This window comes from Mesorhizobium sp. M0618, assembly GCF_040320765.1.
In the GTDB taxonomy this organism is placed as follows: domain Bacteria; phylum Pseudomonadota; class Alphaproteobacteria; order Rhizobiales; family Rhizobiaceae; genus Mesorhizobium.
Map to the genome: position 1 here is coordinate 60,157 of NZ_JAMYQH010000018.1, position 13,325 is coordinate 73,481.

The 13,325-nt window shown below is 61.1% G+C and carries 9 protein-coding genes; 5 read left to right on the forward strand and 4 right to left on the reverse strand.

Annotated features, from left to right (window positions below; all coding sequences use genetic code 11):
- Positions 1-34: 34 nt before the first annotated feature.
- Both NKJ04_RS19715 and NKJ04_RS19720 read right to left on the reverse strand, forming a co-directional pair.
- Positions 35-1,267 (reverse strand): polysialyltransferase family glycosyltransferase, encoded by a 1,233-nt coding sequence (locus NKJ04_RS19715; RefSeq protein WP_352613234.1) that lies wholly within the window; start codon positions 1,265-1,267, stop codon positions 35-37.
- Between the two features lie 658 nt (positions 1,268-1,925).
- Complete coding sequence (locus NKJ04_RS19720) at positions 1,926-3,563, reverse strand: ABC transporter substrate-binding protein (protein WP_352677131.1); 1,638 nt, start codon at positions 3,561-3,563, stop codon at positions 1,926-1,928.
- Between the two features lie 128 nt (positions 3,564-3,691).
- Between NKJ04_RS19720 and NKJ04_RS19725 the strand changes: the two genes are divergently transcribed.
- Positions 3,692-4,591: a LysR family transcriptional regulator gene (locus tag NKJ04_RS19725; protein ID WP_127290810.1), complete on the forward strand. Its 900-nt coding sequence runs from the start codon at positions 3,692-3,694 to the stop codon at positions 4,589-4,591.
- A gap of 86 nt (positions 4,592-4,677) precedes the next feature.
- Here NKJ04_RS19725 and NKJ04_RS19730 read toward each other — a convergent pair whose 3' ends face one another.
- Together NKJ04_RS19730 and NKJ04_RS19735 are read right to left on the reverse strand one after the other, a co-directional pair.
- Entirely contained in the window at positions 4,678-5,550 is an 873-nt protein-coding gene (locus tag NKJ04_RS19730; protein ID WP_352550799.1) for a phytanoyl-CoA dioxygenase family protein, read from the reverse strand.
- Between the two features lie 168 nt (positions 5,551-5,718).
- Positions 5,719-7,809 carry an O-antigen ligase family protein gene (locus tag NKJ04_RS19735; protein WP_352628665.1) on the reverse strand — a complete coding sequence of 697 codons (2,091 nt, stop codon included), beginning with the start codon at positions 7,807-7,809 and terminating at the stop codon, positions 5,719-5,721.
- A 285-nt stretch (positions 7,810-8,094) separates the two neighbouring features.
- Here NKJ04_RS19735 and NKJ04_RS19740 point away from each other — a divergent pair, with 285 nt between their 5' ends.
- The 4 genes from NKJ04_RS19740 (at position 8,095) to NKJ04_RS19755 (ending at position 13,324) form a co-directional block, all read left to right on the forward strand.
- A complete protein-coding gene (locus NKJ04_RS19740; protein ID WP_352550795.1) occupies positions 8,095-10,530 on the forward strand; it encodes a hybrid sensor histidine kinase/response regulator in 2,436 nt (811 codons plus the stop codon).
- Between the two features lie 5 nt (positions 10,531-10,535).
- Complete coding sequence (locus NKJ04_RS19745) at positions 10,536-10,913, forward strand: response regulator (protein WP_292566459.1); 378 nt, start codon at positions 10,536-10,538, stop codon at positions 10,911-10,913.
- 276 nt (positions 10,914-11,189) lie between these two features.
- On the forward strand, positions 11,190-11,582 hold the full coding sequence (locus NKJ04_RS19750; RefSeq protein ID WP_127270163.1) for a response regulator transcription factor: 393 nt from the start codon (positions 11,190-11,192) through the stop codon (positions 11,580-11,582).
- Positions 11,582-13,324 carry a YaiO family outer membrane beta-barrel protein gene (locus tag NKJ04_RS19755; RefSeq protein WP_352677132.1) on the forward strand — a complete coding sequence of 581 codons (1,743 nt, stop codon included), beginning with the start codon at positions 11,582-11,584 and terminating at the stop codon, positions 13,322-13,324. The genes NKJ04_RS19750 and NKJ04_RS19755 overlap by 1 nt, the downstream gene beginning before the upstream one ends.
- The last annotated feature ends 1 nt before the right edge of the window (position 13,325 follow it).

The window sequence follows — 13,325 nt, forward strand, 5'->3', positions numbered from 1 at the left end:
ATGGTGTCCCAGATCGAGTTTGCCTGAGTTGGATTCAGAGGATCGTGTTCAACCTGTTCGGGCTGCCGCCTTTCAACGGATCCTTGGTTGCGTTCAAAGATTGGAGCCCTGAAAAGGGCTCCGCATGGGCTTTCACCATTTCGCTCATTAGAATATCCGCGCCGGTCATCAGGGGGATCAAGGTTTCCGCGAATGTGTATGTTTTGATGCCGTAAAGCCACTTCAGGTAGAGAAGGGCAGCTGACGTGCCGGAGACGCACCCAACAATGTTCATCCGGGATACGACAAGCTCTATCGGATATATGTGTGGGAGGCTCGCCTCCATGATCCTGGTGCTGGCGTCGGCCGTCACATTGCCGACCGTATCCAGCAATTCGGGGAAGAAGGGCGTGCTTATTCTTGGATGTTCCTTCCAGACGACGTCGTATCCCCTCTCGACGATCTGCTCCGCAATTCGTCTATAGATCGCCGCCTCTTGCGCGTACGACATTATGCCGTTTCGCGACAATGCTTGGCCGAGCAGCAGGATCCGTGGGTTGGCTGACGCACGGCAATGTTTGCCGCCGGAAAGCGCATCCCTGCAGGCTTCATCTATTACGTCGCGCATCAGCGAAGCGCCGACCTGAAATCTTGGTACGTTCTCCAGAGCATCGTGAATGGGGATTTCGTGAAGCAAAGAATAAAACTTTGTCACCCGCCTCAGATGGTGTCTTTCTATCTTGTCGGCCGCTTTCCTCAGTCGGAACGCCGGTGAAATTGTAGAGATTCCTGCAATCAAGGCTCCGGTGATGCGCCGTCTAAACCTGGTGCCTGGCGGCCGTGACATGGTTGACATTTCGAATGGAAGGTATGACGTCAAGCCATCCTCATACAAAATGATCTTGGCTTCCGGGTATGAGTCCAGCAGTATTTTTTCCGATGGCCGGTTAACGAAGCAGGCCCAGATTTCAGCTGCGGTACTCGCGTCGAGACCAATTGTGTCTCGGATCAGACGATGGACCCGGAAAATTTGCAGTTGCCCATATTTACGCTCGGACGTCAGAAGGTCGTACGCCCATATGATCCGTCTCCAGGTCCATACTGCAGACGCAAGTTCAGCAAGACCGGTCTTGAAATGCTCGGAAACGCCGGCCGTTTCATAGAGCAGAAGGTAATCCTCATGCTCCTCATCCGCCGGGGAGCTTCCATCCATTGTTGATTGGCGAAGTGAGGCAACCAGGCTGAGCAATTGCCAGCTGCCAAAGACGCAGCATATTCGAGCTGGCAATTTAAGATCTCCAGATTGGATGGAAATAACGCTGCATGTTCCGCGATCTCAACGCAAAATTGCTTCATATCCGACAGGCGGTGTGGCTTGGGGGCGTCCCACCCGCTTCATAATACTGCCTATCGCGTCAGCAGGAAATATCTCGCAGATGTCGGTTCTAACGTTCGAGACAGGCTGGAGTTCCGCACAATAGGCAGGCGAATTTACTCCAACTGAGCGGCAGAGACCTGTTGAGATCCGGCATAACATCAGGCGGCGGCAAACCGCTCATGCGGGTCGTCTTGCTGCCTCGGCTCCCCGTCGGCACCAAGAGCGCAATTCTCCCGGTTTTCGGGAAGGTCGTTGCCCGGGAAAGCGGGTTTCACTTCCATCAGTCAAAAGTAAGCTCCAGCCATGAACCGGAGCTTGATGATGACAGAGGCGGAAACCAAAAAGTTTCACCCGCTTGATGTGCCAACCGGTCCGGTGCGGTGGCCCGGAATCCCGGCCGACCTGCCAAGGCATGGCGCGTGTGGCCGCACCTGCGCATCATGCCCGATGCGAAGCCCGCACTGCTCCTCGGATGCCCTTGATGCCGACGCTTCGGCGCAACTTTCCCGGTGAGCAGGCGAAGGGCGGCGCCGAAAATGCGCCACCCTGTCGGAGGGATTGCCCGCGATCAGGCGGCGAGCCAGGCCCGGGTGAAATCCTGCTCATAGGCCTGATGCATCTGGTAACCCATCAAGGCAGGTTTCATGTGGCAGAACAGCTTTCGCCAGTAGGGCTGAACGATGATGCCGGAATCCTGCAGCATGACCTGCAGTTCCTTCATCACCGCACGGCGCTGCTCCGGATCGGCGATGGCGTTGGCCTTGTGGACCTTGGCATCGAAGTCGGGATCGGCGAACCCTGTCTCGTTCCATGCCGAACCGGTCTGGTAGGCAAGCGCATAGGTCTGGATGCCGAGCGGTCGGGCGTTCCAATTGGTGGTCGCGAAGGGATACTTCGTCCAGTCGTTCCAGAATGCCGATTCCGGGATGACGGTGCGTTTCACCTTGAAGCCGGCTTCGCGCATCTGCTGGGCAACGGCATCGGAGCTTTCCTTGCGGTAATCGGCTTCGACCGAGATCAGATCAAACTCGAAATCGAGCTGGCCGGCTTCCTCGAGCAATGCCCTGGCCCGGACCGGATCACGTTTGATCGGCGGCAAGTCGGCGTGTTCGGGATGCATCGGTCCGACATGATCGTTCTGCGCGACGATACCCATGCCGTCGGCGCCCAGTTGCAGCACCGCTTCGTTGTCGACCGCAAGCTGTATGGCGTTGCGCACGCGCTTGTCGTCATAAGGTTTGGCGTTGACGTTGCAGCGCGAGACCAGGGTGGCGGCAGTGACGATCTCGCTTTTCTTCAGGCCCAGCCTGTCGAGCATGGCGACGTCATAGGACTGCGTCTGCCCATTCAGGTCGATCTCACCGGATTCGAAGGCGGAGACGGTGGCGGCCGAGTCGGTGCCGTAATCGGTCCAGTCGATGCCGTCGAGGAACACCTCGCCGCCCCACCACGACCCGTCCGGCCGCTTGCGCACCGAGGCAGCAACGCCGACATCGAGTCTTTTAAGTTCGAACGGGCCCGTGGAAACGGGGTTGGCCGACAGGGGCGCAGCCTTCGGATTGAAGGTGTGGTGGACGATCAATGCCGGGTAGTCGGTCATCGCGGGGATGATGGTGATGTCGGGCTGAGACAGTTTCAGGACCACGGTGTGGCCGTCGCGAACCTCGATGGCACCAGTGCGCGCCACCTTGGTATCGGGATCGATCAGCGCGGTCATGCGCCCGGCCATCGAGTTGCCGGCGGCATCCTTCTCGCACCAGCGCGTGATGTTGAAGGCGACATCCGTGGCGTTGAAATCGTCGCCGTTCGACCATTTCACGCCTGGACGCACCTTGAGCACATATTCCGTCGCGTCCGCATTGATCTCCCAGCTCTGCAGCAGCACCGGCTCGAAGGTGAAATCCGGCTTCCAGCGCACCAGCGGCTCGAGAAACTGCATGGCGATGTTGCCCATCTGCGAAACCTTGAACTTGCGCGGGTCTTCCAGCTCCATCACCTGCATGGCAACACGCAGCACGCCGCCCTTCCTGGGTTGGGCGGCTTCCTCGGCCAGCGCCGGGACCGGCTGACCGATGAGCCCATAGGCAATCGCCGTGCTGGCGCCGAAGGCGCTGGCCAGCGCCAGGAACTCGCGGCGGCCAAGCGCGCCGCTCTTCGCGCCTTTCGCAAATGTGCCGATCGCGGGATGAAGAGGTCTGGATGTCATATCGGTTCTCCCATTGTTGATTTTACGCCCAAATTCGGTGGAATGCCCTTGCCGCGTCGTTGCTGGTCGCTGTTTTCTACAGGACGCAGCCGATGGCGGCGGGGCCGCGACGGCGAGGGAAAGGCAAGATGAATCTTCTGACGGCGATGCGGGTGTTCGATCGGGTCTGCCTGCTGGGCAGCCTGTCGGCGGCGGCGCGCGATCTCAACATGTCGACGACGGCGGTCAGCCGCACCATCAAGGAACTGGAAGACGACCTCGGCGTCCGGCTCATCAATCGCACCACAAGGCGTCTTAGCCTCACCGAGGCGGGCCGCGACTATGCTCCGCGTGCGCGCAGCCTGCTCGACGACATTTCCGAACTGCAGGATTCGACGCGCGGCCTGCACAAGGAGACGCGGGGCCTGATCCGGGTTTCCTGCTCCAATGTTCTGGGCCACACGCGCATAACCAAGCTGGTGCCGAAATTCCTCGAAGAAAACCCGCTCACCACGATCGAGTTCGACCTCACCGCGCGTTATGTCGTCGGCATTGTCGAGGAAGGCTACGATGTCGCCATCCGCTTCGGCGGTCAGGCGGATTCCGCCCTGATTGCCCGCCGGCTTGGTGAAGTCCGCAACTATGTCTGCGCCACGCCCGATTATTGGGATGCAAACGGCCGTCCGGTCCACCCGGATGAGCTGGCAAGCCATTCCTGCGTGCTGAGCAATTTCGCCAAGCGCCTTGGCACGTGGCCATTTATCGGACCCGACGGCCCTTTCGATGCGGCTGTCGGCGGGCGAATCTCGACCAACAGCGTCGAGGCTGCCTACCAGATGACCACCGCCGGTTTCGGCATCGGCAACCTGCCCAGCCTGCTGGTCGACGCTGCGATCAGGGACGGCCGGCTGGAAGTGCAACTGGATGAGTTTCGCCCTGGCTCCAGCCCGATCTACGCGCTCTATCCGCACCGCACCTATATTGCGGCCAAGGTGCGCGCGTTCGTCGACTTCCTGATCCGCGAACTGTCGGCCGACTTCACCGCCTGAAATGCTGCGCGATTGCCCATGGCCAACGCCGTCAGGGGCCTGGCGCGAACGCCAGGCCCCCTCTGCCCCCGTCGCCCGACGCGGCGTCATTTCCACCAGGCGGTGGTGTCGTACATCGGCCCCGGCTCCTCGAAGAGCTTTTCGTATTTGCACAGTGCCGGCGTCTTGCCGAGCGGCACCGAAACACCGTCCCTGAACGCCCATTCGCCACGTTGCGTCGTATCGGCCCGCACATAGCTGGACAGCGCAAAGGCCCGGTCGTGCTGCGATTTGTTGGGCGAGGAGCCGTGCACGGTAAGCAGCCCCCATAAAGCAAGGTCGCCCGGCTCCAGCACCAGCGGAACGATGGTCGCCGGGTCGATGCCGACCTTGCGCAACTCTTCTTCGGCGGTCAGGCCCTTCATCAGTTCGCCGGTTCCCTCGTCCGACAGGCCGAGATAGCCGAGCTTGTGGCTGCCGGGCACGACCTGGAGGCAGCCATTGTCCAGCGTCGCCCGATCGACCGCGAGGCCTGTTGTCACGGTGGCGTCGGCGACATTGTCGAAGGCGGCCTGGTTACGGAAGCGCAGATCCTGGTGGAAGCGATAACCCGTGACATTGGCGCCGGGCGGCTTCCAGTGCAGCTGTTGGGCGATCTGCCTTATGTCACGGCCGATCAGGCCCTCGAGCAGCTTCAGATAGTCGGGATTGCGGCGGAATGCTTCGAAATAGGAATTGATCCAGGAAAACCAGTAAGCCTGCAGCACATAGCGTTGGCCAAAGTCCGATTCAGGCAGGATCTGGAAATTCAGGTTGCCGTTCCGGAAGGTGGCGTGATGCTTGAGGCCTTCGGCATAGACCGCATCGGTTTCCTTCTTCAGCCGGATCATCTCGTCGCCGTCGACGAATTGTCGAACGACCGCGTATCCTTCCTCGCGGTACTGCTCCACCGCCTCGCGTGCCTGCCTGTCCGTCAGCATGTCCGTGACAACCCCCGTCTGTGATCTGTGTCGATCGTAACGAAGGGGTTGCCGGCGATAAGCCATGGATTTTGGCATCGACTTTCCCGATTATCGGGAAATTGAGCGGGGCGTCAAAGGTGCATTGGTCGCAATCGGCTGGTCAGATACGTGCTGCGCCGGCAGGCCCTAAAAATAGGTCCGCGGCGCGACAAGGTTCTTCTGCTGGCGAACATAAAAACAGTAGAAGCCGAACGCCGCGGCAAACCACATGAAGGCCTCACCCATGGCCAGCCGGTTGTTGGAATTGGTAAGGATGGTTAGGGCGAAGAAGACCAGTGTGGAGATGTAGCAGGACCATGCGGCCGGAGCGACAAGCTTGGCTCGCATGGCCAGTAGAACCTGCCTGGCCGACCAGGTGTAGAGAAAGGCAAAGAACGCCAGTCCGACCACACCATAGCGCACGGCAATCTCCAGATAACCATTGTGGAAGACGTTGAAGATCATGGGATGATAGGTTCTGTTCTCCCACTCGGTCAGCCAACTGGAACTGGCTCCGAAGATCGGGTGGCGTTTCCAGATATTGATCGCATCCGCCCACAGCATCAGCCTTTCCTTGGCTGCAAGTGGCACCGCATCGCTCGCGATGGCGCGATCGAAGGCGGGGAGGATGCCATGCCTGAACACATCCGGAACCAAGGTTTTGACGAAGGCCATGGTATCGTCGGCGGTGGACGAGAAGATGTTGTGTGCTGCGACAATGCCGGCCGCCACGATCACCAGCACGCCACCCGAAACCAACAGTTCGCGACGATGGCCTCTCGCCAGGGTCATGACCGCCAACAAGAGCAGAGCGAGCGCAAGCGCAAGCCACACTCCCTTTGACCGCATCTCGATGATATTGACGAGGGCAAGCAGCAGGACGGCTGTCGACAGGACCCAATGCAGGTTCTTGGTTGCTTTCCCGAGGTCCGTTCTCTGGGCCGAGTAGGCCATGAATTGCAGCGTGCAGAGGAAGATGAAACCGGCCGCTACCGACGCGTGGATGGGATTGTTGAAAAGCCACGGGGCCGGTTGGATGCCTTGAAACATGTCCGAATAGAAGGTGTCCGCAGCCAGGAAGACGAGACTGAGGATCATGAACCAGAGCACGAGCCGTGCGGGTTGCCTGACAAACAGCAGAAACGCGAAGCCGGTCGTCGCGTAGAACAGCGGAAACATGTAAATGCCTTCGGCGCCACCCAACTGGTGGGTGCCGAAATAGACGATCGCCAGTCGGATGAAGACATAGAGCGACCAGCCCAGACACAGAAAGCCGACCCAACCGATCAGCGGTTTGCTGTAGGTCCACAAATCCACTCTGAACCAGCGGATGACCGCGAACAGGGCCAGCGCCAGGCCCGCATAGCGGTAGGTGTCGGCCTCGCGCCACACCGCGGAGACCAAAGCGAGAATAGCGAGTGCCGCAAGCAACAGAAGCAAGGTGTGGCGCGGCGCGTTGTCCTTGGCATCATCCAGGGCATCTCGCGGCAGAGGGGGCGGCAGCAGGACGTGATGCAGGCGGCGCAGCTCGTCGCTGGCCCGCAACACCCCGGCACGTAGCCGGCTCGGCCCGCCCAGCCTTGCGGATTTGTAGCTTCCCGAGGGGCCGGCTATGCCCGAGATCCCACTGCTGGCGGCGAAGCCAAGCACGTTTTGGCGGACCGAATAGACTTTCAGGCCGGTATCCCAAAAGCGCTCGAGTGCAACGTCCCATGGCATTTTCATAACGGCGAGCGCCGACAACAGACCCTGCGCGCCCTCCCGCGTCACCAGATAGGCGGCGGCCGAGCCTTGCGGGCCATGCAGCGCACGACCGATCTCGTCGCCTTCCGTCGTCTCGACGGCGCGCATGAAGAAGCTCATGCGATGGTTGGTCAGCTTGATGACGTCGAAATCCGGCACCGCCGCGATGATGGCCTCGATGCGCCGTATGGTGTTTTCGCTGAAGAGGACGTCGTCCTCGACAATCAGGCCATAGGCGCCGCCACCCGCGAGGAATGCCTCCAGCGCCTGGATATGGCTGCGGTAACAGGCATATTCGCCCGAAAGGATGTCGCGCCCGCTCAGCTTGCGCGCGGCTGGCAGATCGATCTCCGTCCAGTCTTTTTCAGCAAGCGCCCGACCGTCGACGGCGGCAATGCGCTGCAAGGTCAGTCCTGCCGCTTCGGCGCTGGCGAGCAATTCGCTCCAGCGCTGGGTCTCGCGATCGAGGTTGATGGCGAAGATAGGAAGGTTCATTGAAGTTCCATGTTGAGCCGCCACCCACCTGGCCGACCTATGTATGGAAAGAAGGAGATGTTCAAGGCGACACTGTCCAGATCATGTGCAAATGCTGACCCGAATTTGCCGCATGGCGTTGGCTCATCTGATTTTATGACGCAGTCGAATATTAGCTGATCGGCTTCATGGAAGGTACTCTCGGGTCCCATGTGCCCCAAAGGGAATAGAACGGCATGGCCGGGCAGGTTCTTTAGACCTCGGATAGGTTTTGTCGGTATTTATCGGAAAAAAGGAGCCGAAGTCATGACCGACATCTGGCACTCACTCCTCGCCAACCTTGCCCTGGTCTCCATCCTCGTGGTCGCCTGGGACCTTGTGGCGGACTTCACCGGGCGTCTCTCGCGGCGGATGCAGTCGCTGCTTCTCGGCATGGTCATGTGCGTGGGCGCGATCATTTCCATGGCGACTGCCCTGTCCGTCTCCGGCTTCGTCGTCGATCTGCGCGCCGCCTTCATTGCTGCTGCCGCGTTCTTTGGCGGATGGCCGGCAATGCTCATCGCCACGGTCGGCTCCATTGTTTATCGCGTCCATCTCGGCGGGCAGGGTGCGGGTGCTGGTGTCATGGGTATCCTCATTACCGCAATCGTAGGCATTGCGTGGCACCACATCGTCGCGGCCCGATCGCGCACCATGTACGACATATTCGGTCTGGGCGTAACGGTCGCTCTCGCCGGGCTGATCACGCTCCTGGTCATCCCGGCGCAAGCCGTCACGGGCCTTGTGCAGCAGAGCACGTTCCCCTCCCTCGTATTCCGCTTTCTCAGCACAATCATCATCGGCGTCCTGCTCGACCGGCAGCAGCGCCGGCGGGAGCTCTTGATGTCCAACATGACCTACCGGGCCATGGTTCGCGAACTGCCGGATTGCCTGAACATAAAAGATGTCGACGGCCGCTTCATCGCCGCCAACCCCGCCACCGCCGAAATGGTTCGCGCCGCTTCGGTCGACGATCTGATCGGCAAGACGGATTTCGATTTCTACCCCAGGGAGGTGGCCGAACGCTTCCGGCAGGATGAGATGGGCGCGCTGGAGGCCGGGCAGACGTTGCGGATCGACCAGCCCGCGCTTTTCCCCGATGGGCGGCAAGGTTGGCTCTACACGCTCAAGGCCCCTTTTCGCGACGAGGCCGGCAAGATCGTCGGCGTCATCACCTACAATCGCGACATCACCGAGCAGAAGCGCACCGCCCAGCTCAAGAACGATTTCATTTCCACGGTCAGCCACGAATTGCGGACCCCGCTGACCTCCATCCGCGGCTCGCTTGGCCTGATCGCGGCCGGTGTGGCCGGCGAACTGCCGCCCAAGGCCGCCAATCTCGTCAACATCGCGCACACCAACAGCGAAAGGCTGGTTCTTCTCATCAACGACATTCTGGATATGGAGAAGATCGAATCGGGCGTGATCACCTTCAAGATCAAGCAGATGCCTGTCCGTCAGGTCCTGGAGCAGGCCATTGCCGCCAGCTCCAACTACATGGCTGACAGCCGGATCAGGATCGTTCTGATCGACGATGCCCCGCGCGCCGAGGCCAACATCGATCCGGATCGCCTGCATCAGGTGATGGCGAACCTCCTGTCGAATGCGATCAAGTTCTCGCATGCCGACGGTACTGTCACAGTGAAATTCCAGCGTCATGACCACGACATGCTGCGGATTTCCGTGATGGACCAGGGCGCTGGCATCCCGGAGGCTTTCCGCGGCCGTATATTCGGAAAATTCGAGCAGGCCGACGCCTCCAGCACCCGTAAGATAGGCGGCACCGGCCTGGGCTTGAGCATCGTCAAGGCCATTACCGAAAAACTGGGCGGAGCCGTTTCCTTCGAAACCGAGGAAGGCAAGGGAACCTCGTTCCACGTGGACCTTGCAGAAGTACGCAGGCACCACCCAAGGCCGTATCCGCCACCGCACCTGACACGGAAGCCCGATGGCCGCCTACGGGTTCTGATCTGTGAAGACGAGACCGACGTCGCCGCAGTGATTGCGGCACTCTTGGATGCGGAAGGCTTTTCCAGCGACGTCGCACCCGATATCGCCACCGCAAAGGCGCTTCTGCGGTCCCGCGAATACGTGGCCTTGACCCTCGATATCAAGCTGGCGGGGGAATCCGGCATCAAACTCTTCCATGACATTAGGGCATCGCCGGTGAATTCCGACATTTCGGTCATCGTCATCTCCGCCGTTGCCGATGAGGCCAGGCGTTCGCTCAACGGCAGCGCCGTCGGTATCGTCGACTGGCTGGAGAAGCCGGTGGATTCAAAGCGGCTTCACGCCGCCCTTGCCAAGATCCTTGCTGGCAGGACCGAGCAGAGGCCGAAGATTCTCCATGTCGAGGACGATGAGGGCGTGCTTGCGGTGATGTCGGAGGGGTTGGGTTCGGGTGTCTCGATTACTTCGGCGAAGACGCTCAAGGACGCCCGGGAGGCGATCGCGCGGCATCTCTTCGACCTGGTTATCCTGGATATTGCACTCCCCGACGGCTCGGGGTTGGACCTGCTGGCCGATCTGCCGCTCGAGACCGGGGTCATAGTGTTTTCGGCGGCGGAGCTCGATCAGAAACTAGGTGATCGCGTGCAGGCCATCATGACCAAGACCAGGGCGTCGGAAATCGATGTGGCAAAGCTGGTCAGGAGCATGTTGGTTTCGCCCCGCACTCAACCTGCCGCGCACGCCAAGGAGTGACGCTCATGCCCGCAAGGATTCTCTATGTGGATGACGAGGACGATATCCGCGAAATCGCCCAGATGTCGCTGGAGCTCGAGCCGGAATTCGAGGTGCGGTCCTGCCCGTCCGGCATGCAGGCGCTGGTCGATGCCGCCGAATGGCGGCCCGACCTCATTCTGCTCGACGTAATGATGCCGGACATGGATGGGCCGGAGACGCTGAGGCGCCTGGCCGAGTCCGGGCCGACGGCTTCGATACCTGTGGTGTTCATCACCGCGCGCACCCAGACGCATGAAGTCGAACGCTATCTGGCGATGGGGGCGGTAGGGGTGATCGCCAAGCCGTTCGACCCGCTTGCGCTTGCCGGTGAAGTCAAAAGATTGCTTCTATCGCGCGCCTGAGCCGACGTTTGGCGTGGGCACCGAGCGCAGTCTGGCTGCAGACTGTGCGACGCCGTTCACGGCTCCTATACCATGTCGCCTTATTCATCTACTGATTGTGCCGAGGTGCAGGCGTAGCGAATCAGGTTGTCTATAATCGCGCGGCATCGGCGGAGCTAGGCGAGAGATTGAGAAGAATGTGTCTGTCTGCATGAACCGCGTTGGCGGACGTCGGTTCATGGATCAATCACTCCGGGGGGCAAGCGGCAAAACGAGGCGCGAACCGGAGCAAGGCTGGTGAACGGAGCGAAGGCAAGAGTTCTGATTTGCGATGACGATCCCCTCTTGCTCGAACTGATGGAATTCAGGCTCAGGGCAAAGGGATACGAGGTCATCAAGGCCATAGACGGGGCGGAAGCGCTCTTGAAGGCGGAGCATGAGGCGCCGGACATCATCGTGCTCGATGCGATGATGCCCAAGGCCGACGGCCTGGAGGTTCTTGCCCGCATCAAGAGCGACCCGGCTTTGTCGGAAATCCCGGTTGTCATGCTGACCGCCCGCAAGGGCGAAAGGGACATCGTCTCGGCCCTTGAGAAGGGAGCCGACGACTACCTTGTGAAACCCTTCATTCCCGAGGAGCTCCTGGCCCGGCTTGCGCGCCTGCTGGCGCGCAAGAGCGGCAAACGCTGATGTGGCGTGGCCGTCGCGCTGTCCTTGCGGCATGCGTTTTCCTGGCGGTTGAATCGGCGCCTGCCGCCGCGCTGGCCCAGGCGGTCGATGAACTGTACGCTTCCGGCGTCAAGGCCAGGCAAGCCCAGCATTTCGACGAGGCGGCGGAGCTGTTGCGGCGTGCGCTGGCGCTCAAGCCCGACAATGCCGACGCCCTGGTGCAACTTGGCTTCGCCGAGCTTGGCCGCAACAATCTGCCGGCGGCGCGTGAAGCCTTTTCCAGGGCGCTTGCGCTTGCGCCGACCTATCTGGATGCCAGCTTCGGCATCGCTCAGGTCGAGTTCCGCTCAGGCAATCTGGACGCCGCGCTGCAACTGGCAGAAGAGGTGTCGCGTGCCGAGCGGGGCAATGCCGACGCGGCGATGCTTGTCGCCAACATCCGCAAGGCCCAGCAGGCCGACAGCAGCAAGCAGAAGCCTGCGACCGCGAGGAAGAAGCTGCGCCCGCCGCGGCCGGATCCTGTCGCCGGCCTGATGGAGAAGGGCCAGAGATTGCGGGCGGCGGGACAATTGCCCGAGGCGGAGAACGCCTATCGCCGCGCGCTGCGGCTGGCGCCTAAAAACACCGACATCCTGGTCGCCATGGGTCTCGTGGCGGGCTCCCAACAGAAATTCGACGAGGCCGGGCATTTCTTCGACCAGGCGCTGGCAATCAGGCCCGGCCTTCTCGACGCCCGCCTCGGCAAGGTCCGCCTGGCGATCTGGCAGGGCAACGTGCCGCGCGCCCGCGCAACGGTTGATGACGTGCTTGGCACTGTGCCTGACAATGCCGAGGCGCTCGGCCTCGACGCGCGGATTTCCCTGATCGAGCAGGATTACACGCGGGCCGAGCAATCGTTTCAGCGGGTTCTGGCGATCGATCCTCGCAATGCCGAAGCGCTGGTGGGAATCGGCGATGTGCGCCGCGCCCGTGGCGACGACGACGCCGCGCGCGATGCCTACCGGCAGGCGCTTGCCCTCGAACCCGGCTCGCGCGACATCGAGCAGAGACTAGCTGCGTCACCGCCGCGCAAATGGCGGCTCGATATCGGTAGCGAAGTGAGCGACCTCACCGATGGACTTGGTGATTGGACAGACAGTTCGACCGGCCTTGCCTATCGGCTCACCCCGCAGACGACCATTTCGGGCCGCACCCGGATGGCGACTCGCTACGGTCGCACCGATGTTCAGATTGATGGCCGTATCGACCAGGCCTTTTCGCCCACGGTTTCGGCCTATGTGCTGGCAGCGGCGACGCCGGATGCCGACTTCCTGGCACGATATTCGGTCGGGGCCGGCGCTTCGTGGCGGATCATGGCGCCCGCGAAAGCGCTCGGCCCGTTCTCGCTCAACATCGATGCTCGCTATGACAATTTCGCCACCGCCGAGGTCTCCACAATCTCGCCCTGGGTGCAAGTCTATGTCCTGGACGGCCGGCTGGGGCTTTCGGCACGTTGGGTCCACGCAGCCGACGATATCGGCACGCGCGCCGATGGTTATGTGCTGCGGGCCGATCTTGCAGTTACCCCGAGAGTCAATGTGTTCGGTGGCTATGCGGATGCCCCCGAGATCTCCGACGGCACGCTGGTGCCGACGCGTACCGTCTTTACCGGAATCTCCTGGGACGTCACCGATCCGCTGACGCTGCGCGGCAGCCTCGCCCATGAGCAGCGCCCGACATTCGACCGAACCATATTCGGGCTCGGCCTAACCACGCGGTTCTGAT